This window comes from Chromobacterium phragmitis (assembly GCF_003325475.1).
Lineage (GTDB): Bacteria > Pseudomonadota > Gammaproteobacteria > Burkholderiales > Chromobacteriaceae > Chromobacterium > Chromobacterium phragmitis.
This window is the reverse complement of the sequence record NZ_CP029495.1, coordinates 171383-195908: the sequence shown is the minus strand read 5'-3', so window position 1 is coordinate 195908 and position 24526 is coordinate 171383. Positions and strand designations below refer to the sequence as shown.

The 24526-nt window shown below is 64.6% G+C and carries 25 protein-coding genes and 12 tRNA genes; 10 read left to right on the top strand and 27 right to left on the bottom strand.

The window, feature by feature from the left end; genetic code table 11:
• Positions 1 to 7: 7 nt before the first annotated feature.
• Both DK842_RS01030 and DK842_RS01025 read right to left on the bottom strand, forming a co-directional pair.
• On the bottom strand, positions 8 to 1369 hold the full coding sequence (locus DK842_RS01030) for a deoxyguanosinetriphosphate triphosphohydrolase (protein ID WP_198414606.1): 1362 nt from the start codon (positions 1367 to 1369) through the stop codon (positions 8 to 10).
• A gap of 93 nt (positions 1370 to 1462) precedes the next feature.
• Positions 1463 to 1684, bottom strand: coding sequence for a glycine zipper 2TM domain-containing protein (locus tag DK842_RS01025; RefSeq protein ID WP_114059691.1), 222 nt, complete (start codon positions 1682 to 1684; stop codon positions 1463 to 1465).
• Between the two features lie 250 nt (positions 1685 to 1934).
• Between DK842_RS01025 and DK842_RS01020 the strand changes: the two genes are divergently transcribed.
• On the top strand, positions 1935 to 2504 hold the full coding sequence (locus tag DK842_RS01020) for a lysophospholipid acyltransferase family protein (RefSeq protein WP_114063554.1): 570 nt from the start codon (positions 1935 to 1937) through the stop codon (positions 2502 to 2504).
• A 59-nt stretch (positions 2505 to 2563) separates the two neighbouring features.
• On the opposite strand, the gene DK842_RS01015 is transcribed toward DK842_RS01020, so the two are convergent.
• Both DK842_RS01015 and DK842_RS01010 read right to left on the bottom strand, forming a co-directional pair.
• A complete protein-coding gene (locus tag DK842_RS01015; RefSeq protein ID WP_114059690.1) occupies positions 2564 to 3118 on the bottom strand; it encodes a DUF1415 domain-containing protein in 555 nt (184 codons plus the stop codon).
• A gap of 92 nt (positions 3119 to 3210) precedes the next feature.
• Complete coding sequence (locus DK842_RS01010; protein ID WP_114059689.1) at positions 3211 to 3414, bottom strand: cold-shock protein; 204 nt, start codon at positions 3412 to 3414, stop codon at positions 3211 to 3213.
• A gap of 304 nt (positions 3415 to 3718) precedes the next feature.
• Here DK842_RS01010 and DK842_RS01005 point away from each other — a divergent pair, with 304 nt between their 5' ends.
• Complete coding sequence (locus tag DK842_RS01005; protein WP_114059688.1) at positions 3719 to 4825, top strand: HD domain-containing phosphohydrolase; 1107 nt, start codon at positions 3719 to 3721, stop codon at positions 4823 to 4825.
• Positions 4826 to 4919: 94 nt separating this feature from the next.
• Here the strand turns inward: DK842_RS01005 and DK842_RS01000 are convergent, their stop codons facing one another.
• Positions 4920 to 5774, bottom strand: coding sequence for a dienelactone hydrolase family protein (locus DK842_RS01000; protein WP_114059687.1), 855 nt, complete (start codon positions 5772 to 5774; stop codon positions 4920 to 4922).
• A 180-nt stretch (positions 5775 to 5954) separates the two neighbouring features.
• Between DK842_RS01000 and DK842_RS00995 the strand changes: the two genes are divergently transcribed.
• Complete coding sequence (locus DK842_RS00995) at positions 5955 to 7115, top strand: HD-GYP domain-containing protein (RefSeq protein ID WP_114059686.1); 1161 nt, start codon at positions 5955 to 5957, stop codon at positions 7113 to 7115.
• A gap of 6 nt (positions 7116 to 7121) precedes the next feature.
• Here DK842_RS00995 and DK842_RS00990 read toward each other — a convergent pair whose 3' ends face one another.
• The 5 genes from DK842_RS00990 to yjgA all read right to left on the bottom strand — a co-directional run bounded on the left by DK842_RS00990 (position 7122) and on the right by yjgA (position 10360).
• On the bottom strand, positions 7122 to 7679 hold the full coding sequence (locus DK842_RS00990) for a hypothetical protein (protein ID WP_232538568.1): 558 nt from the start codon (positions 7677 to 7679) through the stop codon (positions 7122 to 7124).
• A complete protein-coding gene (locus tag DK842_RS00985) occupies positions 7676 to 8212 on the bottom strand; it encodes a PaaI family thioesterase (RefSeq protein WP_114059685.1) in 537 nt (178 codons plus the stop codon). Before DK842_RS00985 ends, DK842_RS00990 begins: the two co-directional genes overlap by 4 nt.
• Before the next feature lie 68 nt (positions 8213 to 8280).
• The gene (locus DK842_RS00980; RefSeq protein WP_114059684.1) at positions 8281 to 9240 is read right to left on the bottom strand and encodes a YheT family hydrolase; all 960 of its coding nucleotides are present in this window, start codon (positions 9238 to 9240) and stop codon (positions 8281 to 8283) included.
• Positions 9237 to 9815, bottom strand: a complete 579-nt coding sequence (mog, locus tag DK842_RS00975; protein ID WP_114059683.1) for a molybdopterin adenylyltransferase — start codon at positions 9813 to 9815, stop codon at positions 9237 to 9239. The genes DK842_RS00980 and mog overlap by 4 nt, the downstream gene beginning before the upstream one ends.
• Positions 9815 to 10360 carry a ribosome biogenesis factor YjgA gene (gene yjgA, locus DK842_RS00970; protein ID WP_114059682.1) on the bottom strand — a complete coding sequence of 182 codons (546 nt, stop codon included), beginning with the start codon at positions 10358 to 10360 and terminating at the stop codon, positions 9815 to 9817. The genes mog and yjgA overlap by 1 nt, the downstream gene beginning before the upstream one ends.
• 84 nt (positions 10361 to 10444) lie before the next feature.
• Between yjgA and pmbA the strand changes: the two genes are divergently transcribed.
• The 5 genes from pmbA to DK842_RS00945 all read left to right on the top strand — a co-directional run bounded on the left by pmbA (position 10445) and on the right by DK842_RS00945 (position 15134).
• Complete coding sequence (gene pmbA, locus DK842_RS00965) at positions 10445 to 11788, top strand: metalloprotease PmbA (protein WP_114059681.1); 1344 nt, start codon at positions 10445 to 10447, stop codon at positions 11786 to 11788.
• A complete protein-coding gene (alkB, locus tag DK842_RS00960; RefSeq protein ID WP_114059680.1) occupies positions 11785 to 12432 on the top strand; it encodes a DNA oxidative demethylase AlkB in 648 nt (215 codons plus the stop codon). The genes pmbA and alkB overlap by 4 nt, the downstream gene beginning before the upstream one ends.
• Before the next feature lie 4 nt (positions 12433 to 12436).
• On the top strand, positions 12437 to 13336 hold the full coding sequence (locus tag DK842_RS00955; RefSeq protein ID WP_114059679.1) for a DNA-3-methyladenine glycosylase 2: 900 nt from the start codon (positions 12437 to 12439) through the stop codon (positions 13334 to 13336).
• A gap of 71 nt (positions 13337 to 13407) precedes the next feature.
• Positions 13408 to 14547 carry a patatin-like phospholipase family protein gene (locus DK842_RS00950; protein WP_114059678.1) on the top strand — a complete coding sequence of 380 codons (1140 nt, stop codon included), beginning with the start codon at positions 13408 to 13410 and terminating at the stop codon, positions 14545 to 14547.
• 89 nt (positions 14548 to 14636) lie between these two features.
• Positions 14637 to 15134, top strand: a complete 498-nt coding sequence (locus DK842_RS00945; protein WP_114059677.1) for a disulfide bond formation protein B — start codon at positions 14637 to 14639, stop codon at positions 15132 to 15134.
• A gap of 13 nt (positions 15135 to 15147) precedes the next feature.
• Here DK842_RS00945 and DK842_RS00940 read toward each other — a convergent pair whose 3' ends face one another.
• The 14 genes from DK842_RS00940 to DK842_RS00875 all read right to left on the bottom strand — a co-directional run bounded on the left by DK842_RS00940 (position 15148) and on the right by DK842_RS00875 (position 19639).
• Complete coding sequence (locus tag DK842_RS00940) at positions 15148 to 16824, bottom strand: CHASE2 domain-containing protein (RefSeq protein ID WP_114059676.1); 1677 nt, start codon at positions 16822 to 16824, stop codon at positions 15148 to 15150.
• A 9-nt stretch (positions 16825 to 16833) separates the two neighbouring features.
• On the bottom strand, positions 16834 to 18366 hold the full coding sequence (locus tag DK842_RS00935; protein WP_114059675.1) for a FecR family protein: 1533 nt from the start codon (positions 18364 to 18366) through the stop codon (positions 16834 to 16836).
• Positions 18367 to 18527: 161 nt separating this feature from the next.
• Positions 18528 to 18604, bottom strand: a tRNA-Asp gene (locus DK842_RS00930).
• A gap of 6 nt (positions 18605 to 18610) precedes the next feature.
• Positions 18611 to 18687 (bottom strand) — tRNA-Val (locus DK842_RS00925).
• A gap of 27 nt (positions 18688 to 18714) precedes the next feature.
• Positions 18715 to 18791 (bottom strand) — tRNA-Asp (locus DK842_RS00920).
• Between the two features lie 12 nt (positions 18792 to 18803).
• Positions 18804 to 18879, bottom strand: a tRNA-Val gene (locus tag DK842_RS00915).
• A 26-nt stretch (positions 18880 to 18905) separates the two neighbouring features.
• Positions 18906 to 18982: transfer RNA gene (locus tag DK842_RS00910), tRNA-Asp, on the bottom strand.
• A 6-nt stretch (positions 18983 to 18988) separates the two neighbouring features.
• A tRNA-Val gene (locus tag DK842_RS00905) sits at positions 18989 to 19065 on the bottom strand.
• Between the two features lie 27 nt (positions 19066 to 19092).
• Positions 19093 to 19169: transfer RNA gene (locus DK842_RS00900), tRNA-Asp, on the bottom strand.
• A gap of 12 nt (positions 19170 to 19181) precedes the next feature.
• A tRNA-Val gene (locus DK842_RS00895) sits at positions 19182 to 19257 on the bottom strand.
• A gap of 26 nt (positions 19258 to 19283) precedes the next feature.
• Positions 19284 to 19360: transfer RNA gene (locus DK842_RS00890), tRNA-Asp, on the bottom strand.
• Between the two features lie 12 nt (positions 19361 to 19372).
• Positions 19373 to 19448: transfer RNA gene (locus DK842_RS00885), tRNA-Val, on the bottom strand.
• A 26-nt stretch (positions 19449 to 19474) separates the two neighbouring features.
• Positions 19475 to 19551 (bottom strand) — tRNA-Asp (locus tag DK842_RS00880).
• A 12-nt stretch (positions 19552 to 19563) separates the two neighbouring features.
• Positions 19564 to 19639, bottom strand: a tRNA-Val gene (locus tag DK842_RS00875).
• Positions 19640 to 19851: 212 nt separating this feature from the next.
• Between DK842_RS00875 and DK842_RS00870 the strand changes: the two genes are divergently transcribed.
• Together DK842_RS00870 and tilS are read left to right on the top strand one after the other, a co-directional pair.
• Positions 19852 to 20817 (top strand): acetyl-CoA carboxylase carboxyltransferase subunit alpha, encoded by a 966-nt coding sequence (locus DK842_RS00870; protein ID WP_114059674.1) that lies wholly within the window; start codon positions 19852 to 19854, stop codon positions 20815 to 20817.
• Positions 20789 to 22132, top strand: coding sequence for a tRNA lysidine(34) synthetase TilS (tilS, locus tag DK842_RS00865; RefSeq protein WP_114059673.1), 1344 nt, complete (start codon positions 20789 to 20791; stop codon positions 22130 to 22132). The genes DK842_RS00870 and tilS overlap by 29 nt, the downstream gene beginning before the upstream one ends.
• A gap of 26 nt (positions 22133 to 22158) precedes the next feature.
• Here the strand turns inward: tilS and DK842_RS00860 are convergent, their stop codons facing one another.
• The 3 genes from DK842_RS00860 to DK842_RS00850 are packed head-to-tail and all read right to left on the bottom strand — an operon-like array spanning position 22159 to position 24521.
• Positions 22159 to 23253 carry a toxic anion resistance protein gene (locus DK842_RS00860; protein WP_114059672.1) on the bottom strand — a complete coding sequence of 365 codons (1095 nt, stop codon included), beginning with the start codon at positions 23251 to 23253 and terminating at the stop codon, positions 22159 to 22161.
• 7 nt (positions 23254 to 23260) lie between these two features.
• On the bottom strand, positions 23261 to 23929 hold the full coding sequence (locus DK842_RS00855; RefSeq protein ID WP_114059671.1) for a hypothetical protein: 669 nt from the start codon (positions 23927 to 23929) through the stop codon (positions 23261 to 23263).
• Between the two features lies 1 nt (position 23930).
• Positions 23931 to 24521 (bottom strand): TerD family protein, encoded by a 591-nt coding sequence (locus DK842_RS00850; RefSeq protein ID WP_114059670.1) that lies wholly within the window; start codon positions 24519 to 24521, stop codon positions 23931 to 23933.
• Positions 24522 to 24526 lie beyond the last annotated feature (5 nt).

Genomic DNA, 24526 nt, shown 5'->3' with positions numbered 1-24526 from the left:
CTGAGTATTACAGGATGCCGACGCCGGACAGCTCGCGCGCCAGGTTGGCGGCGTAGTTGTCGGTCATGGCGCCGACGAAGTCCAGCACCTTCATATAGGCCTGGTACAGGCTGTCGCCTGTTTGAATATGGCCTTCCAGCAGGCCCATCGCCAGGTGCTCGCGCGGGGTGAGGCCTTTGCCTTCGCGGCTGACGCAGGCATGGACGGCGGGCACCAGCACATCCAGGATGGTGGCGATGCAGGGGTAGGAGGCCAGCTCGGTCACCAGCTTGGTGCGGTGGCGGTATACCTTGTTGCTGGCCAGGTCCTTGGCTTGCAGCAGGGCGTCCTGCACCGCCGGATCGCACAGGTTGATCAGGTCTTTGGCCGGGAATTCGCCGCGCAGCAGCGAGGGGTGGTGCAGCATGAACTTTTCCGCCACCTCGGTGACGCAGCGGCCTATCGCCACGCCGCGCAAGGTGCCGCATTTCTGGCGGATATCGTGCACGCCCCAGACGCGCTCGTGCTCGGAAAAGCCGGAGAACAGGGTTTCGAACTCTTTGAAATCCAGGATGCCGATCTCCACCGCGTCTTCCAGGTCCAGTATCGCGTAGCAGATGTCGTCGGCCGCTTCCATCAGGTAGGACAGCGGGTGGCGGCTCCATTGCAGCGGGCCCTGGCGCAGCAGGCCCAGTTCGGCAGCCACGCGCTCGAAATAGGGCAGCTCGGTGCGGTAGAGGTTGAACTTGTCGCGCTCGTAAGCCGGCGGCGCGTCGGCGGTCCACGGGTATTTGATCAGCGTGCCCAACGCGGCGGAGGTGAGGCGCATGCCGCCTTCGCTGTTGTACATTTCCAGCGTGGCCAGCATTCTGAGACCGTGGGCATTGCCTTCGTAGGTTTGCACGTCGCGTATTTCGGCGTCGCTCAGGCCGTCCAGCCAACGCGCGTTGCGCGCGTCGCGGAACCAGTCGCGCAGCGCGTCCTCGCCGGTATGGCCGAAGGGCGGGTTGCCGATGTCGTGCGCCAGGCAGGCCACCTGCACCACCGCGCCGATGTCGTGCGGGGTGTATCCCGCCGGCAGTTGGCCGGCGTGTTCCAGCATCACGCCCACGCGGTTGCCCAGGCTGCGGCCTACGCTGGCGACCTCCACGCTGTGGGTGAGGCGGTTGTGGGTATGGTCGTGCCGGGCCAGCGGGTGTACCTGCGTCTTGCGGCCCAGCCGGCGGAAGGCGCTGGAGAACACCACGCGGTCGTGGTCGATGTGGAAATCGGTGCGCAGGCCGGAGCCGCCCTCCTGGGTGGCCGGGGTGCGCGTTTCCTTTACTTCGCCCTGGATGATCTTGAAGCGACGGGTGGAGAGCAGGCTCTCCCAGTTCATGGTTTGGCTCATGGCTAGGCCCGGTGTGGATTCCATTTGGATGATATGGGCGCGGGCCTCAAAACAAAAGAGCCAGCGCTGGGCTGGCTCTGTCGGGCGACGGGATCAGCGCTTGCCGGTCTGATGGCCGATCACGCCGCCCACGGCGGCGCCGCCGACGGTGCCGATGGCGTCGCCGCCGGTGAGCACGGAGCCCAGCACCGCGCCGGCGGCCGCGCCGATGGCGGTGTTTTGCTGGCGGTGGGACATGTTGGCGCAGCCGGACAGCAGGGTGATGGCGATCAGGCCGGAGGCCGCGAGCTTCAGGCTGGTTTTGGCGGTGTTCATGGTCTTGGGTCCTACAGAGGGGTAGATAGGGCTTAGGCAGCCTATCTGAAATACAGTTCCGGTCCGCATGTTACCGTTTGTTATCAATTGCGCAGGGCAGTTGGGCGCGGGCGCGCATATTGAGCTTTACTTGATAGTGTTTCATTTAGTACATTCTGCGCCTTCCACGTGTTTGGCGCCTGCCCCGACGCTGGGGCGCGCGTCCAAAGCCGTTCCTGCGCGCGGAATGGCGCCGTTGCCCAAGGCTGCCATGCATTTCACCATCTTCGACACCCCCATCGTCCGCGATCTGTTTCGCTGGCTGTCCATCGTCATGCTCAAGCTGTGCGGCTGGAAGCTGAAGGGAGAGTTCCCCGCGCTGGACAAGTACGTGATGATAGGCGCGCCGCATACCAGCAACTGGGACTTTCCCATCACGCTGGGGCTGTGCTTCGCCGCGCGCGCCAAGATCTACTGGATGGGCAAGCACACGCTGTTCAAGGGACCGATGGGGCCGGTGATGCGCTGGCTGGGCGGCGTGCCGGTGGTGAGGCATCAGAACAATTCGCTGGTGCAGCAGATGGTGGACGTGTTTCAGCGCAGCGACAGGCTGGTGCTGGCGATTCCGCCGGAGGGCACGCGCAAGGCGGTGACGGAATGGAAGACCGGCTTTTATCACATCGCCTGCGGCGCGGGGGTGCCCATCGCGCTGGCCTACCTGGACTATGGCCGCAGGGAAGGCGGCTTCGGGCCGATGTTCGAGCCCAGCGGCGATATCGAGGCGGATCTGCCCAAGATCAGGGCCTTCTACGCGGACAAGCAGGGGCGTTATCCGCGTTGAGCGGGTCCTCATGCGAAAGCGCAGCCAAGTGGCTGCGCTTTTTTATTGGGGCTGGCGTTTTATTCCGGCTTGGGCGCGAACAGGGCTTTCCATCCTGCCAGGCCAAGCCTCTGCAGCGTTTCGATATTGCGCTCGTAAATGGCTTCCGCTTCCGGGAACGCCTCCACCGCGCGGTCTATGCTGGCCTCGCGGATCAGGTGCAGCGTCGGGTAGGGCGAGCGGTTGGTGTAGTTGTCGATGTCGTTGATGCCGGTGCCTTCGAACTGGAACTTGGGATGAAAGCTGGCCACCTGGAGCACGCCATCCAGCTCCAGGTCGTCGATGATGGCGTCGGCGATGTCCAGAAATTCGTTGAAATCCAGGAATCGAGTCAGAGCATTGGGGTGCACCAGCAGCGTAGTGTCGATTTCCTGCGGGTCGGTCTCGGCCAGCAGCTTAAGCTCCGCGGCCAGTTCCTCGGCCAGCTGTTGCGGATTGGCGGCCTCGCTCACCTGGATGCGCACTTGGTTCTTCACGTACACGGATTTGGCGAACGGGCACAGGTTGAGGCCGATCACGGCTTTCTCCACCCACTCGCGGGTGGCGGCGATCACGGCTTCGTGTTGGTCGGACATGGACGGCTCCGGAGGGCGAGTGTTGTCAAAATGCAAAAAACCCGGACGAATCCGGGTTTTCTCATCACTGCCAAATGATCTCTGTGAGGAGATTAGATGGGCTGGATGTTGGAGGCTTGCTTGCCCTTCGGGCCTTCGACGATGTCGAAGCTTACGCGCTGGTTTTCAGCCAGAGTGCGGAAGCCCTTGGCGTTGATCTGGGAGAAGTGAGCAAATACGTCGTCGCCGCCTTCGTCCGGGGTGATGAAGCCAAAGCCTTTGGAGTCGTTAAACCACTTAACGGTACCGGTTGCCATTTTGTTAAATTCCTCAAAACGAGCAGTTGAATAAAAGGCACGAAGATCAAGGGAAATGGCGACTGAGGTACGGCTATTGCCACTACGACAACTACACATCACACAACTTGAGCATCCTGCGGGAGGCATAGTGCCTTTAGTTGCCCGCCATGGCAAGCGTTTTCTTCAGGAATCGCCTGTTTTTACGAATCTTTAATACGTAAGTACAGGGTATTTACATAGGATGAAGAGGCTTTCCTCTGGGGAAGCGGAATGGACTGGTTCGCATATACTGGATAAAACGGCAATCCGAAAGGGATAGCAGATGGCCACCAAACAGCTGACGCCGGAAATCATCGATCCCATCGCGTTTCAAGATTTTAGAGACGCTTTGTCAGATTACGCGCCGCAATTGGAACAGCTGGTATGCCAGCTGGAGGATGGCAGCGGCAACGAGGAAAAAATCGCCCAGTTGTTTCGCATCCTGCATAGCATCAAAGGAGATGCCAACCTGTGCCAGGTGCATTTTTTCGAGCCGTACATGAATGTGTTGGAGCATTTGCTGGATAGAGTCAGGCACAAGGAGCTGCCGTATCTGGATGTGCTGGGCGATGTGCTGCTGCTGGTGATGGACCGGCTGGTGTTGATGCTGGACGCGGTGGCTGAGGATTTGCCCCTGGACGATTTGAGGATGGACGCGCTGCGGATACGGTTGGAGCCTTTGCTGGAAAAAAAGCCAGAGGATTTGCCTCAGGCTTGCGCCTGGCTGGTGTCCAGCATGATGGGGCAGGCGCCGTCAGTGCCCGCGCCGACGCAGGAGGCCGGCAATGGGCATGGCGGCCACCGGTTCGCGGATCTGCAATTCTTCCGTTCGCTGGCCGCGCAGCTGGAGCAGCGTCTGCCCGCCTTCTCCGGCCGAACCGAACGCAATCTGGCGCTGGCGTTGGAAACCAACCGCCTGTCAGAACGGCCGGTACCGATGGAGCAATTGGCGGCCGCCATCTACATGCACGATATCGGCATGATGCTGTTGCCCGAGTCTTTGTGGCTGAAGGCGGGTAACCTGAGCGTGGAGGACCGGCGGCAGTTGTCCGCCCATCCGGGCTGGGCCGCGGGGCTGTTGGAGCGGATGCCGGATTGGCAGGAGGCGGCGAGAATGGTGGCCCAGCATCATGAGCGGCCCGATGGCAGCGGCTATCCGGATGGCGTGAGAGATGGGGCCATCTGCCCGGGCGCTTGCGTGCTGGCGCTGGTGGACGCGTTCGAGTCGGTGATGCTCAAGCATGCCCAGCAGGGCCAGCGCCGCTCGATGCTGCGTGCGGTGGCGGAACTGAACGCGTCCGAGCGGCAATTCGATTCTTACTGGCTACAGCTGTTCAATCAGGTGGTGCGTACCCGGCTGGAGCTGGGCAGCGTGGTGGGAGGCGCTTAGGGCCGCGAACAAAAGTCTTGATGCTGAGTGGCGCCGGCGCCGCTCGCCCTGTTGGCGTCGGCGCGCCTTGGCTCAGGCTTGAGACGGAGCGCTGTTAACGCCCTTGAGCGGGCGCGCCATGCAGGGCAAACCAGTCCAGCATTCGGAGCCAGCCATCTTCCGCGTCGCGTGCGCGATAGCTTGGGCGGTAGTCGGCATTGAAGCCGTGGCCGGCATCCGGATACACGACGATCTGGCTGTGGTTTCCCGCCGCGTTGAGCGCAGATTTCATTTTTTCCACGCTGGCCGGCGGAATGCTCTGGTCCTTGCCGCCGTAGAGTCCCAATACCGGCACCCGCAATTGGCCGGCGATATCCAATGGCTGCTTGGGCATATTGGCCGTAGCGGGGCCTTCCAGCTTGCCGTACCAGGCGACGGCGGCTTTCAGCTTGGTGTTGTGTGCGGCATACAGCCAGCTTTGGCGTCCGCCCCAGCAAAAGCCGGTGACGGCTGCGCGGTTCAGGTCGGCGCCGTTTTCGCCTGCCCAGCGCCAGGTGGCGTCCAGATCGTTCAGCACCTCCTGGTCCGGCACCTGGGAGACGATGTCGCGCAGCAGGCTGTCTATGTCAGGCGCCTGCGCGGGGTTGCCGTGACGAAAATATAATTCCGGCGCCACGGCCAGATAGCCACGCTTGGCCAGCCTCCGGCACAGGTCCTGGATGTGTTCGTGCACGCCGAAGATTTCCTGTATCACGATCACCAGCGGCCATGGGCCGTCGCCTTCGGCAGGGCGAGCGAAGTAGCCTGGCATGGGACTGCCTCCGGTGTCGATGACGGCGTGGCCGGCGCGCAGCGCCTGGCTGTCGGTATGAATGGCGCTGGCGGCGATGGGGCGCGCGGCCAGGGCGAAACCCAGCGTGCCGGCTCCGGCCAGAAAGGCGCGGCGGGGAAAAGAGGCGTTGTTGCTCATGCGGGCTCTCCCTTTGCGGGCGGCAGGCTGGCATCCTGGCCCGTTTTCGATAAAATTTGAATAAAATCTGCCAACTGCTCAAAGTAGAACTAACAAAAATCGTAGAGGTCCCGCCTGGACGGGCTCGGATGTTTGAAGCCATAGCCGGCGGCAGGTCGGCGCAACGCATGCAAGTGAAATATGACGGATTCGTCTGCAAAGGTAAAACTGCCGCGCAACTTTCTCCGCGCCGGCCAACAAGCTCCGGTGGACGTGTACGCCAAGAATGGCGTGCTGTTGCTGAAGAGGGGGCTGTATGTGCTGACGGAAGAGCAGCGCGACCGCCTGGCTCAACTTGGGCATGGCGAAAGCGAGGAGGTGGAGGCCCGGCTGGAGCGCGAACGGCTGGAGCGCGCCGCCCTGCGGGAGAAGGAGGCCGAACAGCAGCGCAATAGCGCCAACCCGCTGCAGGAAATGGCCTTTCTGCTGCGACGCGCCGAAGGCGTGTTGCAGCATGGCCTCGCTGTCCGGGATCTGGCCGGCAGCTTGCTGGGCATGGCCGAGGGGCTGTTGGCGCTGAGCCGGCGCCATCCGGATGGCGTGCTGGCCAGCGTGTTTCTATTGCCGTTCCAGTGTTTCGGCAGCGCGCAGAGCGTGCACGTGGCGGCGGTGCTGGCGGTGTTGGGGCGACGGCTTGGCTTGTCCGACGCCGAGCTGCGCCCGATGCTGGGCGCGGCCTTGAGCATGAATCTCGCCGTCACCGGGCTGCTCAATCAACTGGCGGCGCAGAGCGCGCCGATGGACCTGGCGCAGCAGGAGGCGATATTCGCCCACCCGGCGCTGGGCTCGGCGATGCTGCGCGAGGCCGGGATCGATGACGAGTACTGGCATCTGCTGGTGCAGCAGCACCATGAACAACTGGATGGCAGCGGCTATCCGCAGGGCTTGGCCGGCGAGGAAATTGAAACCGACGCCTTGCTGCTGCAGATAGCAGATCTGGTGTGCGGTTGCGTGCACAATACCCAGCCGCAATTGCCGGCGCTGGTGCTGGGCAGCCTGTTCCGCGGCGAGCTGGGCAGCTTTCCACCGCAACACGTGTCCTTGCTGGTGAAGGAGATGGGCATTTATCCGCCGGGCAGTTTTGTGAGACTGGCCAGCAACGAGGTGGCGGTGGTGACGCACCGCGGCGAAAAGGCGAACGCGCCCAGGGTGGCGGCGCTGCGCAAGCTGGACGGTCCGCCGTATGCCGATCCGTTGCTGAGAGACTGCCGGCAGTCGGCTTATCAGGTGCTGGAGCCGGTGAGCGCGGCGGTGGCGGCGGTGAAGCCTGCCTATTTGTACAAGCTGTGGTATAAGCCCTGAGCCGCCTCAAGGCGATAGCGGGCGGATTTGGACCCGGCCGAGATCGTTTACCTTCCACACCCGGCGCATATGGCCGAAATCCCGCCTGCGCTCATCGGACAGCCTCACTTCCGGCAGGAAGGACATTTCCAGCTGCACCTGCCCCAGATACACCGTTTCGCCCTCGTCCAGATGGAATGGGGCGTTCAGTTTGAAACGGCGGAATTGCCGATCCAGCCCGAACGCGCCGTCTTCGTCCCAACGTCCCCTCACCTCGCCCAGGCGGTAGTCGCCCGGCGGCAAGGTCAGCAGCACCAGTTTGCCCTCCGCCGGCGACATGCCTTCTTCGCCGAACACGGTGTCGGTGAGCAGGCTGGCGATGTCCTGCGCGGCAATGCGGCCGCCTGCGCTGTTGACTGTCAGGCCTATTGTGGCGCGGTCCGGCTCGAAGGCCTTGCCGGTCAGCGAGACGATGGCGTAAGCCTGGCCCGGCGGCGGGGTCAGCGATCCCCGCAGACGGTCTGCCATGCTGGCGCAGCCGGCGAGCAGAGCGAGACCGCAGCATAGCAGCGAGGAGCGGATCATGGTTTTTCCTTTTTCGCGAGCGGGTCGCTCGCTGCGTCGAAGATCATGCAGGTCGTGGTGGCGTGGGCGTACAGCTTGCCCGATTCGTCTTGCAGCCGGGCTTCGGCGGTGGCCATGCGGCCGCCGGCATGGATGACCTGGCCGCGGCATAGCAGCTTGCCGTGGCGGGGCAGGACCGCACGCACGAAATTCACTTTCAGCTCCAGCGTGGTGTAGCCTTTGCCGCGGGGCAGCCGCGAGTGAATGCTGCAGCCCATCGCGGAATCGAGAAGCGTGCTGATCACGCCGCCGTGGACGCTGCCTATTGGATTGAAATGGGATTCGTGAGGGAGGAATGCGAATTCGACCTCGCCTTCGGAGGCGCGGACGAATTCGAAGCCGAGCAGCTTCATTACCGGCGGCGGCGGGATGCGGCCGTCGGCCATTTCCCTCAAGTACTCCAGGCCGCTAAGGGTCTGGGCGGCGCGGGCGCCTATCATCGGATCGTCCCACTGGACGGTGAGACGGCGTTCATCGGCGTTTGAGTGAGGCATGGACGACTCCCTGGTGGCTAGCTCTCAAACTTGCCATTGGGGGAGGCGAATCGTCAATGATGATGCCGTTAGGTTTTTTTGCCGCGCAGATGCGGTGCGATGAACTCCAGCAAGCGCTGCGGCAGCCAGTCTATGCGGCCGGGGAAGGGGCCGGTGGCGAAGCCGACGTGGCCGCCGTCGTCGGGGAAGTCCAGTGTCACCGCGGCCGATACCTGGCTGGCGTCCGGCAGCGAGCTTTCCGGAAGGAAGGGGTCGTTGCGCGCGTTCAGCACCAGCGTAGGGCGGGCGATGCGGGCCAGCTTGGGTTTGCTGCTGGCCTGGGTCCAGTAGTTGAGCGCGGTGCCGAAGCCGTGGATGGGCGCGGTGACCAGATCGTCGAACTCGATGAAGGTGCGCGCGCGGCTCAGTCTGGCACCGTCGAACAGGCCCGGATGGCGTTGCAGCGACGCCATCGCCTTGGGCTTGAGCGTGTCCATGAACATCCGGGTGTAGAGGAGCTTGCCCAGGCCGCGGTCCAGCCGGGTGCTGGCGGCCACCAGGTCCAGCGGCGCGGAGACGGCGGCGGCGGCCAGCGGCAGCGCGGCCTCGCCGTCGTCCGCCAGGTAGTTGAGCAGCATGCTGCCGCCCAGCGACACGCCCACGGCGGCGATGGCGGCGTAGCGGCTGGACAGGCGTTGCAGAATCCAGCGCACCTCGGCGGCGTCGCCGGCGTGGTAGGCGCGCGGCAGCGGGTTGTCCACGCCGCCGCAGCCTCGGAAATGCGATACCGCGCCGTGCCAGCCGCGGGCGGCCAGCGCCTGCATCAGCGCCTTGGCGTAATGGCTGGCGCTGCTGCCTTCCAGACCGTGGAACAGCACCACCAGCGGCGCGCCGGGCTGGCCGTCGACGAAGTCCAGCGCGATGCTGGCGCCATCCGGCGTGTCCCACAGCTCGCGCCGGTAGGAGGGGGCGTCCTGCCTGACGGCCAGCGCCGGCCAGATGGTCTGGGCGTGGCCGCCTCGCAGCCAGCGCGGTGGCTGATAGTTCATGGCGCCGGCTTGATGGCGGATTTGGGACGGAAGGCCTTCACCACCGTCTCGTCGGTTTCAATGTAGGGCGCGCCTATCAGGTCCAGACAGTAGGGCACGGCGGCGAAGATGCCGGGCACCTCCACTTTGCCGTCGGCGCCGCGCAGGCCCTCCAGCGTTTCCTGGATGGCCTTGGGCTGGCCTGGCAGGTTCAGGATCAGGCTTTGCTTGCGGATCACGCCCGTCTGGCGCGACAGGATGGCGGTGGGCACGAAGCGCAGGCTGATCTGGCGCATCTGTTCGCCGAAGCCGGGCATCACGCGGTCGGCCACCGCCAGGGTGGCGTCAGGCGTCACGTCGCGCGGGGCCGGGCCGGTGCCGCCGGTGGTCAGCACCAGTTGGCAGCCCTCGTCGTCCACCAGCGCCTTGAGGTGGGTCTCGATCACCGCCTGCTCGTCCGGGATCAGCCGGCACACAGCCTGGAACGGCGTGGCGACGGCGCGCGCCAGCCAATCCTGCAGCGCCGGCAGGCCTTTGTCCTCATACACGCCCTGGCTCGCGCGGTCGGAGATGGAAACCAGGCCTATCTTCAGCATCACGCGTCGTCCTCTTCCTCATCCTTTTGCCAGATGCGCGGCTTGCCCGGCTCGGGGATCTGTTCCTTGATCAGCTGGTACAGCTGGCGGAAGGCCTTAGGCGGCTTGTTGTCCTGTTTTTCCTTGCGCGATTGGCGCACCAGGGAATGCAGCTGCTTGGGGTCGGTCTTGGGAAAGCTTTGCAGGAACAGCGGCTGGTTGGCGTCATCGGCCATCAGCTTGTCGCGCCAGCGCTCCAGCAGTTTCTGCCAGGCGATGTGTTCGGACGACTCTCCCTTGAGAATCTGCAGGTACTGTTGGATCGGTTCGGGATCGACATTGCGCATCAGCTTGCCGATGTATTGCAGCTGGCGGCGGATGGCGCCATGCGCGGTCAAGCGTTTGTGTTCCAGCAGCGCGGAGAGCAAATCCTCCGGCAGCGCCATTTTCTTCAGCGTATCCTTGGACAGCTCGACCAGTTCGCTACCCAGATCCTGCAGCGCGTCCATGTCGCGCTTGCGCTGGGACTTGCTGACGAAGCCATCGTCGTTCTGGTGGTCGGTCATTGTTGCTAGGTCTCAATCGGTTTTCAAGGCTGGTATGATACCGGAAAAGGCCATCGGCCGTTTCCACTGTTCCGAAAGATAATAATGGCAGATCAGACATTCAGTTTCAGTTCCGACATTCTCGGCGGCATCGCCGGCCGCGTGCTGGAGCTGGCGCGCCAGCAGGGCGCCAGCGCCGCCGAGGTCGATGTTTCCGAGGGCGTCGGCCAGACCGTGAGCGTGCGCCTGTCCGAGGTGGAAACCATTGAATACAACCAGGACAAGGGCGTCAGCGTCACTGTCTATCTGGGCCAGAAAAAGGGCCATGCCAGCACCTCTGACTTTTCCGATGAGGCGCTGTCAGACACCGTGCGCGCCGCGCTTGACATCGCCCGCTACACGGCGGAGGACGATTGCGCCGGTTTGGCCGATCCGCAGCTGATGGCGGATGAGCTGCCGGACTTGGATTTGTTCCACCCCTGGCGGCTGCCGGTGGAGGAGGCGATAGCGCTGGCGCGCCGCTGCGAGGACGCCGCGCGCGCGGTGGACGCCCGCATCCGCAACTCCGAGGGCGCCAGCGTGTCGGCGCAGGCCAACCAGTTTGTCTACGCCAACAGCAATGGCTTCCACGGCGGTTTCGCCGGCAGCCGCCACAGCCTGTCCGCCGCGGTGGTGGCGGAAGAAGGCGGCGTGATGCAGCGCGACTATTGGTATTCGGCCGCCCGCCATCAGGACGATCTGGCGGCGGTGGAGGAGATCGGCCGCATCGCCGGCGAGCGCGCGGTGCGCCGTCTGGGCGCGCGCCGGGTCAAGACCGGGCAGTACCCGGTTCTGTTCGAGGCGCCGGTGGCGATGTCGCTGCTGGGCCATCTGGCCGCGGCGATCAGCGGCGGCAATCTGTACCGCAAGTCGTCTTTTCTGCTGGACGCGCTAGGCAAGCCGGTGCTGTCGTCCCGGGTGACGGTAGATGAAGATCCTTTCCTGTTGCGCGGCCTCGCCAGCAGCGCTTTCGACAACGAGGGCGTGGCGACGCAGGCGCGCAGGCTGGTGGATGGCGGCGTGCTGCAGGGTTATTTCCTGAGCAGCTATTCCGCCCGCAAGCTGGGCATGCAGACCACCGGCAATTCCGGCGGCGCGCACAATCTGGTGGTGCACTCCACCGGCGAAAGCCAGGCCGACCTGCTGTCGCAAATGGGCAGCGGCCTCCTGGTGACCGAACTGCTGGGACAGGGCGTCAACACCGTCACTGGCGATTATTCGCGCGGCGCGGCCGGCTTCTGGGTGGAGAACGGCGTGATCGCCTATCCGGTGGAGGAAATCACCATCGCCGGCAATCTGCGCGACATGTTCCTCAATATCGAAGCGGTCGGCAGCGACACGCTGGACCGCGGCGGCCGCCGCATCGGCTCGGTGCTGGTGGGCGGCATGATGGTGGCCGGCGAGGAGTGAGCGACAGCCTGTTCGCGCCCGGCGGGGGGGCCTGGATCGAGCGGCTGTCGGCTGGCGCCGCGCTGCTGCACGGCCGGGCTTGCGCGAACGATGTCCGCCTGCTGGCCGAAGTGGAGGCGGTGCTGGAACAGGCGCCGCTGCGGGGAATGGAAACCCCGGGCGGGCAGTCCATGTCCGTCGCCACCTCCAGTTGCGGCGATTGGGGCTGGGTGTCCGACCGCCGCGGCTATCGCTACGCCGCCGCGGATCCCGTTTCGGGCCATCCCTGGCCGGCGATGCCCGACGCGTTGCGAGACCTGGCGCGCGGCGCGGCGGCGGAGGCCGGTTTCGCCGGCTTCGATCCCGACGCCTGCCTGATCAACTGCTATCTGCCCGGCGCCCGCATGGGCCTGCACCAGGACAAGGACGAGCGCGATTTCTCCGCGCCCATCGTCTCGGTGTCGCTGGGGCTGCCGGCGGCGTTTCTGCTGGGCGGCCTGCGCCGCGCCGACAAAACATTCCGCATCCTGTTGCGCCATGGCGACGTGCTGGTGTGGGGCGGGCCGGACCGCATGCGCTATCACGGCGTGCGGCCGGTGCAGCCCGGCAGCCATCCCTTGCTCGGCGCGCGCCGCATCAATCTGACTTTCCGCAAGGCCCGCTGAGTCCATGTCCGTCATTCATTGCGATATTTTCCTGCCCGCCGGTTTTCGTCCCCATGACATCCTGGCCTTTCATCGCCGCGACGGCGAGCGTCTGGCCGAACAGGTGGACGACGACGGCTTGAGCAAGGGCCTGTTGTGGCGGGGCCGGCCAGCCTGTCTGGACCTGCGCTTCGCCGCCGGCCGGGCGCGGCTGGCGCTGGCGGTGGACGGCGATGCCGGCGGCGAAGCGGAGGCGGCGCTGGAGGGCATGGGCCGCCGCATGCTGGGGCTGAACCAGCCGGTGGAGGCTTTCGAGCGCCAGTACCGCGGGCATCCGCAACTGGGGCCGCTGATCGCCGCTCGCGCCGGGCTCAGGGTGCCGCAGACGGCGACCCCGTTCGAGGCGCTGGCCTGGGCTATCACCGGCCAGCAGATCAGCGTGGCGGCGGCGGTGACGATACGCCGGCGCATGCTGTCGCTGTGCGATTGCCGCCATTCCTCCGGCTTGCTGTGCCATCCGGATGCGGCGCGGGTGGCGGCGCTGAACGCCGACCAACTGGGCGAAGCCGGGTTTTCCCGCGCCAAAAGCCGCGCTTTGCTGGCCTTGAGCCAGGCGGCGGTGGGCGGAGAGTTGCCGCTCGACGCCTGGCTGGACGGCACGCCGGCGGATGAAGTGTCCGAGCGCTTGCTGGCGGTGCCGGGCATCGGTCCATGGACGGTCAGCTATGCCTTGCTGCGCGGCTATGGCTGGCTGGATGGCTCGCTGCATGGCGACGTGGCGGTGCGCAAGGCGCTGGGCATCGCGCTCGGGCAGGCCGACAAGCCCGACGCGCGGCAGACCCAGGACTGGCTGCAGCCGTTTTCTCCCTGGCGCGCGCTGGTGGCCGCGCATTTATGGGCTTTATTGCAGGCGGGCGGATTCTGACGCTTGCGGTCTCTCCGTATTTTTGACTATGCCTAAATAGAACGAATACGGCGCACGGAAAAGAGACGAGCATGGGCGGGCGGAGCAGGGTGGGCTTGGTACTGTCGGGCGGCGGCGCCCGCGCGGCTTACCAGGTGGGCGTGTTGCTGGGCATCGCTCGCATGCTGCCGGACCCCAAACATAATCCTTTCCCCATCATCTGCGGCACTTCGGCGGGCGCGATCAACGCGGTGGCGCTGGCTTCCGGCGCCGGCAACTACCAGCTGGCGGTGGGGGCGCTGGCCAAGGTGTGGAAGCAGCTGCACATCACCGACGTTTACGATGTCAGCACTCGTTACTTCGTCAAAACCTTCCTCCATTTCGGCGTCTCGCTGCTGAGCGCCGGCCACGCCTGGCCCAATCCGCAGAGCTTTCTCGACAACGCGCCGTTGAGGCAGACGCTGGGGCGGATGATGCCTTTCGACGGCATCGCGCCGTCCATCAACTCAGGCGCGCTGCAGGCGCTGGCCCTGACGGCCTCCTGCTACACCACGGGCATGTCGGTCACCTTTTTCCAGGGCGACGACAGTTTGGGGGAATGGAATCGCTACCAGCGGCTGGGCGTGCGCGAGCGGATAGGGTTGGATCATCTGATGGCCACGGCGGCCATTCCGCTGATCTTCCCCTCGGTGCGGATAGGGGAGAAATTCTACTGCGACGGCGCGGTGCGCCAGCTGTCGCCGCTGTCGCCGGCGCTGCACCTGGGGGCGGAAAAGCTGTTCGTGGTGGGGCTGGCCAGCAAGCGGCCGGACACCATCGAGCGGCGCAACGTCGGCTCTTACCCGATGCCGGCGCAGATTTTCGGCCATCTGCTCAACAGCGTGTTCATCGACAGCATGGCGGTGGACATGGAGCGGCTGACCCGGATCAACCATACGGTATCGCTGCTGCAAAGCAGCGAGGAACTGGCTGGCAAGACCCAGCTCAAGAAGGTGGATATTTTCCAGCTGAATCCCAGCCAGTCGCTGGAAGGCATCGTCTACCGCTACACCCACCTGTTTCCGCCGATCCTGCGCTTCATCATGCGCGGCACCGGCGCCACCCGGCAGCGCGGCACCGCGCTCGCCACCTATCTTTTGTTCGAGCCGGCCTATTGCCGCGAGCTGATCGCGCTGGGTTATCGCGACGCCTTGCAGCAAAAGCAGGCGATCCGGGAGTTTTTGGAACTGTAAGCTTCGGAACTTTGCCGAGCCGCCCCAATCTCATCTTTTCCGTTTACACTGCGTTCACTCATAAGACATACCAGGAAAGGTCAAGGGGGATGGGTTTGAATATCAGCAACCGTCAAGGTTTCTTGCTGGTGGCGGCGGCGTGCGCCGGCGCCATCGGTTTCGCGCTGTTCGCGCAATATCAGCTAGGCCAGGAGCCGTGCCCGCTGTGCATTCTGCAGCGGATCGGCGTGATGGCGGCGGGCGCGCTGGCCTTGCTGGCGGCGCTGCATAATCCCGGCAGGGCCGGGGCCAGGGCGTGGGGCGGCCTGGTGACGCTGGCCAGCCTGGCCGGCATGGGCGTCTCGCTGCGCCAGCTATGGCTGCAGAGCCTGCCGGCCGATCAGGTGCCGCAGTGCGGTCCGGGCCTGGAGTTCTTGATGGAGTCGTTCCCGTTATGGGAGGTGCTGTCCAAGGTGCTGAAGGGCAGCGGCGAGTGCGCCGAGATCCATGGCCGCTTTCTGGGCATGACCATGCCGTTCTGGGTGGCGGTGTTTTTCGCCGGCGTGATCGTCTGGACGTTGTGGCTGACGAGCCGTCGCCGCGGCTGACGGCAAGGTAGGGTCAATCCAGCAGCGCGGACGCATCGTCCGCGTTTTTTTTCGCGCCGGCGTCCCGCGGCAGGTGGTAGAGGCTGACGCGGTTGCGGCCGCCGCGCTTGGCTTCGTACAGCGCCTGGTCGGCCTGTTCGAACAGGCTGCGGGTGCTGTCGGTGGGGCCGGGAATGCAGGCGCATACGCCTATGCTGCAACTGACCTGGCCCAGCGGGCTGGCGGAGTGGGGCAGCTCCATCGCCGCCAGTTGGCCGAGAAAGCGCTCGGCGGCGGCGAAGGCCTGCGGCGCGTCGCTGGGCGTCAGCAGCACGCCGAACTCCTCGCCGCCCAGACGCGCCACCAGCTGGCCTTTCTGGCGGAAGCCATCCCGCAGCGCGCGGGCCACTTTCTGCAACACTTCGTCGCCGGCGTAGTGGCCGTAGTGGTCGTTGTATTTCTTGAAGTGGTCGATGTCCAGAATGATCAGCGCCAGCGGCTTGTGTCTTTGCCGGTATTGCTCGAAGGCGTGGGCGAAGGCCTCGTCGAAGTGGCGGCGGTTGTAGAGCCGGGTCAGGCTGTCGGTGAAGGCCAGCGAAAACAGCTGCGCCTGCCCGCTGACATAGCGCAAGGTGCCGCTGAGCAGCAGCAGCATGGCGACTACGCTGCCGCCGGCCCACAGCGAGGCGAAATAGAGCAGGGAGGCCGAGGCGAGCAGGGTGGCGCCGGAGGCCAGCGCGTAACCGGTGAGCAGGCGCCGCGGCCGCAGGCGGCGCGACAGCAGCCAGTCGCCCAGCCCCAGCAGCAGGGCGCCCAGCAGGCTCTCCCATGGCAGCGGCATCGGTCGGATCTGTTGATGCGTAAGCAGGCCGTGCACCATGTAGGCGTCGATCTCCACGCCGGGCATGCCGGTGTTGTTGGCGGAGACCGGCGTCGGCTGCTGGTTGCCCAGGCCGTTGGCGGTCACGCCTATCAGCACGATGCTGTCTTCGAAGAACGATGGCGGCAATCGGGCGAGCGCGTCGCTGTAAGACACGGTGTGGAATGGCTTGGGGCCGCTGCTGAACGGCACCATCGCCAGATCGCGCCGCTGCCAGGCCTGGCCGGGCCTGGGGCGCTGCGGCGGCGGGATGGTTTCGCGCTGTCCCAGCGCCACCGCGCGCACGGCGGCGGCGAAGCTGGGATAGCGCGGGGCGCCTAGGCCGGCTCGCAGGTAGACGCGGCGTATGGTGCCGTCCTCATCGCGCTCGTAGTCGGTGTGGCCGAGCGCGGCCATCGCCGCGGCCATCGCCGGCAAGGGGCGGGTTTCCAACAGTTGCCCGCCCTGCAGTTCGGGGAAAACCGGCCCGACTACCTTGCCGTTGCGGCGAATGGCGTTGGCCAGATGTTTATCGGCCTCGGGATGGTCGCGGGAGGGCTCGGCGATGGCGATGTCGAAGCCGACCGCGTGCGCGCCGCCCAGCTTGTCCAGCAACTGGGCGTGGTAGGCGCGTGGCCACGGCCAGCGGCCCAGCTCGGACAGGCTTTTCTCATCGATGGCGACGACGATCAGATTTTGGTCGGGCTGGTGGAAGGGGTTGGCCCGGGTCAGACTGTCGTACAGCCAGAAATCCAGTCGGCCGAGCAGCTGGCTGGCGATGAGCAGCAGGCCGAGCAAGGCGAGCAGCAGGGGAATGCCCCTGCTGTAGCGGGAGATCTGGACGGAACGCATGATGGGATTTTACGGCAAAAGCAGGGTGGGATATCGCTCTTCGGCATGATATCCGCCGTCGCCGTCCACCAGGATGGTGATGGCGAAGCGCCCGCTGGGCAGGCGCAGCAATGGCCAGCTGGGCTCCGCCGCGCTCTGCTGCCAGACAACATTCGATGGTTCGTCAGGCCGGGCCAGCTGCAGCGTGTAGCGGGCATTGGCGACCGGGTAGCGCCGCGATTGCAGCTTGCGGTCGGCAGGCAGGCCCAGTTCGTACCACGCCTTGACGCGGGTTTCCTGAGTGTTGCCGTAAGGGCCGCTTTGCCCTTTGTCGTCCAGCGAGGCCAGCCGCCAATACCACTTGCCTTTGTCCGGCAGACTGAGGGCGAATTCGTCCTGTTCCAGCCGGCCCTGGTACCAGATGTCGGAGAAGGCGGGATCGCGGGCCACTTGCAGCCAGGCGGGACGCTCCGGGCTGGCGCTGCTGCCTATCCACAAAATTTGCGCGCGCTGGCTGGCGCGCCGGCCGTCGCTGAAAATCAGCGGCGGCAGCGGGGTGGCCGCCAGCGTGAAGCCGCGGCTGGCGTCGAAGCCTTCTATGCCCTGTGCGTCGCTGGCGCGGACAGAGAGCAGATAGCTGCCGTTTTGCGGGAGTTTCGGGTAAAAGCGCGCCGAATCCACGATGCGATCCAGCAGCTGCCGCTGCGTCTGCGCGTCAGACAGCGAGAGATGATAGCCCGCTTCGCCATCCTGCCTATGCCACTCCAGCAGCGGCGGATTGAAAGGGCTGGTCGCGGGCATGCCGTCCAGCAACGGCGGTTTGGGCAAGGCGGCGGATTGCCGGCCGCCGCTGCGGGCGCCGAATCCGGCCGGGATGTCCAGCTGTTGACCGCCGGAGGCGAGGCTGACTTTGCCGCGCAGCACCTCGGCCGCGGTGTGCTGGCCATCCAGGCTGCGCACTCTGAACTCCGTGCCGCGCACGGTGGTGACTGCCGACGGCGTATAGATCTGGTAGCGGTTGGGCATCAGTTGCTTGGGCACGACCGCGTTGCTGGCCGATCCGTGATCCAGCTGGTTGAGCGACTGGATGGCGCCGGTGGTGGGGTAGAACACTTGTTTGCCCAGCGTCAGTTTGCTGTTGGACCACAACTGCAATGTGGAGCCGTCCGCCATGCGCAGCTTGAGCATGGCATCCTTGCCGGTGGAGAGGCGGCTGCCGGCGACCAGGCGCAATCCGGGAGCGGCTTTCAGCGCTTGCCCGTCCGCATCCTGGACATGCACGGAGCCGGACAGCGATTCGATGGTGACGGTAGAGTCGTTCTGCCGGGTCCAGCTGTAGGGCACGGCGAGCAAGCTGCCCGGCGTCAGCCGGTAGGGGTTGGCGATGCCGTTTTGCTGTTGCAGTTTAGGTACATAAGCGGGCGAAATCAGGTGCTTGGCGGCGAAGGACCACAGCGTATCGCCTGCCTGAACAGTGTATTGCCATGTGGCCTCTTCGCTGCCGCTGCCGGCCCAGGAGGCGTGGCTGCTCAGGCACAGCGCCAGCAGGGCTGTCTTGTTCATGTGAAATCTCTTGATATAAATTTTTAAAAGTCTGACAGTATTGCCAGCTATAAGGCATTTTGCAACTGCAACATGCGGATAGGGTTAAGGCATGAGGAAAAAGCAAAGGAGGATGTGGCGCGGAAAATGCAAAAAAGCAGCCCGAAGGCTGCTTTTTATGTTGGCGGAGTGGACGGGACTCGAACCCGCGACCCCCGGCGTGACAGGCCGGTATTCTAACCAACTGAACTACCACTCCGTTTTCTGGTGGGCGGTACTGGACTCGAACCAGCGACCCCTGCCGTGTGAAGGCAGTGCTCTACCAACTGAGACTAACCGCCCGGAAAACTGTTTACTGCTTGAAACTGTTGGCGGAGTGGACGGGACTCGAACCCGCGACCCCCGGCGTGACAGGCCGGTATTCTAACCAACTGAACTACCACTCCAACCGCAAACTTTGGTGGGCGTTGACGGAGTCGAACCGCCGACATTCTGCTTGTAAGGCAGACGCTCTACCAACTGAGCTAAACGCCCGATATTCGGGTACTGCATGAAACTGTTGGCGGAGTGGACGGGACTCGAACCCGCGACCCCCGGCGTGACAGGCCGGTATTCTAACCAACTGAACTACCACTCCGTTTTCTGGTGGGCGGTACTGGACTCGAACCAGCGACCCCTGCCGTGTGAAGGCAGTGCTCTACCAACTGAGACTAACCGCCCGGAAAACTGTTTACTGCTTGAAACTGTTGGCGGAGTGGACGGGACTCGAACCCGCGACCCCCGGCGTGACAGGCCGGTATTCTAACCAACTGAACTACCACTCCAACCGCAAACTTTGGTGGGCGTTGACGGAGTCGAACCGCCGACATTCTGCTTGTAAGGCAGACGCTCTACCAACTGAGCTAAACGCCCGGTATTCGGGTACTGCTTGAAACTGTTGGCGGAGTGGACGGGACTCGAACCCGCGACCCCCGGCGTGACAGGCCGGTATTCTAACCAACTGAACTACCACTCCAACCGCAAACTTTGGTGGGCGTTGACGGAGTCGAACCGCCGACATTCTGCTTGTAAGGCAGACGCTCTACCAACTGAGCTAAACGCCCGATATTCGGGTACTGCTTGAAACTGTTGGCGGAGTGGACGGGACTCGAACCCGCGACCCCCGGCGTGACAGGCCGGTATTCTAACCAACTGAACTACCACTCCAACCGCAAACTTTGGTGGGCGTTGACGGAGTCGAACCGCCGACATTCTGCTTGTAAGGCAGACGCTCTACCAACTGAGCTAAACGCCCTGAATTCGTTTCGCCATGTGCGTTTCAGCGAGGAGGCGAATTAAAGCACAGGGTTTAAGCTTGCGCAAGGGTCGGGGGGAAGTTTTTTTGCGAAATGCCGTGATCTGGAATATTTGCTCCAATTTTTTGGCTTTTTGAAGGGTCTGCGGGTGACGGCGGCTTCGCGCCTCATGTATCATGCCGCGATTAGGTTTGACGGATGATTGTTAAGAATGAAGCCGACCTTTCTCGATTTTGAGCAGCCGATTGCCGAGCTCGAGAACAAAATTGAAGAGCTGCGGTTCGTGCAGGACGACTCCGTATTGGATATCTCCGAAGAGATCGCCCGCCTGCAGAAGAAGAGTCTGGAACTGACCAAGACTCTGTACGCCAAGCTGTCGCCATCCCAGATCGCGATGGTGGCTCGCCATCCGCAGCGTCCTTATACGCTGGATTACATCCAGGCCATCTTCACCGATTTCGAGGAATTGCATGGCGACCGCGCGTTCTCGGACGATGCTGCCATCGTTGGAGGCCTTGCCCGTTTCAACGGCCAATCGGTGATGGTGATCGGGCATCAGAAAGGCCGCGACACCAAGGAAAAGATTCGCCGCAACTTCGGCATGCCGCATCCGGAGGGCTATAGAAAGGCATTGCGCCTGATGAAGCTGGCCGAGAAGTTCGGCATTCCGGTGCTGACCTTCGTCGATACCGCCGGCGCCTGGCCCGGCATCGGCGCCGAAGAGCGCAGCCAGTCGGAGGCGATCGGCCGCAATCTGTACGAAATGACCAATCTTCGGGTGCCCATCGTCGTCACCGTGATCGGCGAAGGCGGTTCCGGCGGCGCGTTGGCCATCGCAGTGGGCGATCACGTCAACATGCTGCAGTACGCCACGTATTCGGTGATTTCTCCGGAAGGCTGCGCATCCATTCTGTGGAAGACCGCCGAGCGCGCCTCCGACGCCGCCGAGGCGTTGGGCATCACCGCGCCGCGGCTGAAGACGCTGGGCCTGATCGACCGCGTGGTCACCGAGCCGGTAGGCGGCGCCCACCGCGACCACGCGCAGATGATGACCACGCTGAAGCGCGCGCTGCAGGACGAGCTCAAGGATGTGCAGAGCAAGCCGATGGACGTGCTGCTGAAGGAGCGCTTTGACCGCCTGATGAGCTATGGACGCTTCAAGGAAGACGCAGCCTGAGCTGGCGGATAGCCTGATCAAGCGATGGCCGGACGAAATGTCCGGCCTTTTCGCTTTTGAGGTCGGGCTGTCCGGCGGTTTGGATTCAGTGGCGCTCCTGTCGCTGCTATGCGAAGTGAGGCAGCGCCGGCCAGGATTCGAACTGTCTGCCGTGCATGTCCATCATGGACTGAGTGCCAATGCCGATGCCTGGGCCGCGCATTGCCAGGCCTTGTGCGGCGCGCTGCAAGTGCCGCTTCGCATTGAGCGGGTGCGTGTGAGCGCCGGCGGGGGCGAGAGCGTCGAGGCGGCAGCGCGTGACGCGCGTTACGCCGTGTATCGCCGCTCGCGGGCGCAGGTGGTGGCGCTGGCCCACCATCAGGACGACCAGGCGGAGACCGTGCTGCTGCAATTGCTGCGCGGCGGCGGCCCGCGAGCGTTGGCGGCGATGCCGGCGCTGCGGGAGTTGGCGCCGGGCACGCTGCTGTGGCGGCCGCTGCTGGGCTTCACGCGCGAGCGGTTGGAGGCCTATGTCCGCGAGCGGAGGTTGTCCTGGGTGGAGGATGAGAGCAACCGGGACACTCGCTTCCGCCGCAACCTGTTGCGACAGGACGTGCTGCCCCTGCTGGCGAAAGCGCTGCCTCATTACCGCAGCCATCTGGCGCGCGCAGCCATGCTGCAGGCGGATGCCGCCGCCATGCTGGACGAGGTGGCGCGGCAGGATCTGCAGGCTTGCCGCGCAGGCGACGGGCTGGAGTGCGCGAGGCTGCGGGCCTTGTCGCCGCCGCGCCGCCGCCAACTGTTGCTGGCCTGGCTGGACGCCATGGGCTGGCCGGCGCCGGAGCCTGGCGCGTTGATGGAGTTTTTGCGGCAAGCTGAGCAGGCTGGAAAGGGCGCGAGCCCGGTATTGACGTTGTCGAGCGGCTATTTGTTGCGCTTCGCCGATACCTTGCAGGCCTGGCCAAAAGTACTGGATACGCCGCCCGCCGCCACACCGCTGTTGTGGCGTGACGGCAACGCCCAGCTGATGTCTGAGTGGGGCGGCGAACTGGCTTGGGAATGGCGGGAGAGCGGTTTGCCGGACGCGCTGCTGGCCAGCGGCGCGACGCTGGCGCCGCGGCAAGGCGGCGAGAAGCTGTCCGCTCGAGCGGGGCGGCGCGAAGTGAAGGACTTGCTGCGCGAGGCGGGCGTGCCGCCCTTGCTGCGCAAGCGCTGGCCCCTGCTTTGCGCGGCCGATGGCGAACTGCTGGCGGTGCCGGGCGTGGCGGTGGCTTTTCGCCATGCCGCCGGTCCCGGCTGGTGGCCGCTGTGGCGGCCGTCGCGGGTGGACTGGTAACGCATCCTCCCGCGAGGCGGGGCTGTTTACGCCGGCTGGCGCAGCGCCTGTTTCAGTTCTTCATCCATTCGAGCCAGCTCCTGCACCGTCTGCAGCCGCTGCTGGCCGCGCTGTTCCACCAGCTGGATCTTGGCGCGTATCATCGCCAGGGTCTTATCTTGCACCTGGCGCAAGGTGGCGACGTCCACGGCCTGGCGCTGCAGCGCGCGTTCGGCGCCCAGCACATTGTCGTGAATCTGGTCTGCGGCGCGCTTCATCGAAGCCTGGATCTGATCCTTCACCTTGTTGCTGATCTCGATATTGGCCTTCTGGCGCAGGCTGAGCAGCCCCATGCTGATTTCGGTGCTCCAGGCGGGAATGGCGTTTTCCAGCAAGGCGCGGAAATCGTCGTGGATGCCGCGGTTGGCGTCTTCCAGCCCCTTGATCTGCAGCGCGCGCAGCTTGGCCTGGTGGATTTGCAGCGCGATGGCTTCGGCGCGGCGACCCAGCCGATCCACTCGCTGGCGCTGCTCCGCCGCTTGCATCGGGTCTTCCTGCTGCACGATGGCTAGTTTGGCGGCTTCTTCTTCGTGCAGGGCCTCCAATGCCGGCAGGATGTCTTCCAGCTCCCGCATGTCGTTCAGGTTGGCGCCGTAGGCGCTGCCCAGCCATTGATTGTCCGCCTGCAGCACTCGCAGGCGCTGGCGCAGATCGTCGCAAATCTTGTCTATCTGTCCCTTGGCGCTGTCGAAGGCCTGGGTCAGGTCCACCTTGGCCAGCCGCAGGCCGCGGCGGATCTTGTCCACCAGTCCGGATACGCCGCCGGCTTCGCCCAATTGCTCGAATTGCACGGTGCTCATCAGGCGCAGCACGTCGTTCATGCCGCGGCCGAAGGCGCCGGTGTCGCTGGCGCGGGTTTTGGCCAACAGTTGATCGGACAAGACCAGCAGTTGCTTGGTCTGGCCGCCGCCGATTTCGTCCAGCCTCTCGGACGCGATCTGGCGCAGCTGGGCCAGCAGCGCGGGATCGACGGCGTGAGAAGGCGGGGAGACGGCCTGCGCCAGAGCGGGGTGGGCGGCTGTTGCGGGCGACGGCACGGGGGCGGCCTGGGGCTGGCCGAACAGGTTCTGGTATTGCGACATGGGGTTCTCACAAGCGCTGCTGGATGTCCACCACCAGCAGCGACAAAAAATGGGTGCGCCAGTCGTCCATGTCGCGCAGTTGCCGGCGCAGTTGATCGGTCAGCTGGCGGCTGGAGGCCGCTTGCAGCGACAGGACGTGGCATTGGGTCAGGATATCCTGCAGCAGCTCGTTTTCGGCGGGGAGCAGGGTTTCGGCGTCGTTTCGCAGCGCCAGGGACAACCTTTCCAGATAGCCGGTTTGGTCAAGTAGCTCGTTCATGTCCTGAACCAGGAACATGTCGGGCTTCCATTCGCTGCGCATGAAGGCCTGCAATTCGTCTACCAACTGGTGGGCGCGGGTCTTGTCCGCATCCGGGCGCAGCCAGGACAGCAGGCGTTTGGGCCGCATGCATTGCTGCAGTTCGTCCGCCTGGCGCTTGGCTTGGCCGAACATCTGGTTCAGTTTGGCTTCGCGCAGCTTCAGCGATTGCGTCAGGTCTATCACCCGGTGGGTCATGGATTCGTGCTGACGCTGCAATTCTCCATGGCGGCTTGCCAGCCCCGCGGGCGTGGCGATGCTGGCCGGCGCGCAGGCGCGTCCGCGCGCCGGGCCGGAGGGCGCCTGGCTGGCCGGCGCCCCGAACAAGTCGCGCGCGCGCGGCCGCGATGGGCCGAACAGGTCGCGATAATCGCTCACATCATTCCTGGTAGCCGAACAGATGGAAGAAGTCCGGCAGCTCTTTGCCCGGATAGCCTTGGCTGACGTTTTCCACCGACCATACCTCGCCCTGCTTTCGCAGGCTGGCGAACAGGCAGCCGGTAGAGCCGGCGTCCAGTTCCGCCAGCTTGGCCTGGCCCAGCAGTTCGTCGTTTTCGTGGTTGAAGATGCGCATGGTGGCGTCGGCAACCTCGTTGAAGGTTTGGCCGCGGGCCAGCGCCTTGTCGATGGAGCCGACCAGCGCCACCACGTCGCAATTGCGGGGCAACGCGTGCAGGCGTATCAGGATGGCTTCGTCCGGACCCTCGGCGTCGCCGGTGCGGGAGTCGCCCAGCAGGTGCTCCATGGATGGGGTTTTCTGTTGGCCCCAGTAGCAGATGTGCTCGACGGCGGCGATGGCGCCCATCGCGCCGCCAGCCTTGCTGTCCAGCGGAAAGGCGCTGGTATCCAGGTCGTAAGCGCCCTTGCCGTTGTTTTGCGGCGGGGTCCAGGACAACTCCAGGCGGATTTCCTTCAGCGGGGCGCTGTTCTTGGTCAGCGGCAGGCGGCCGCCTTTTTGCATGGGTAGCATGATGG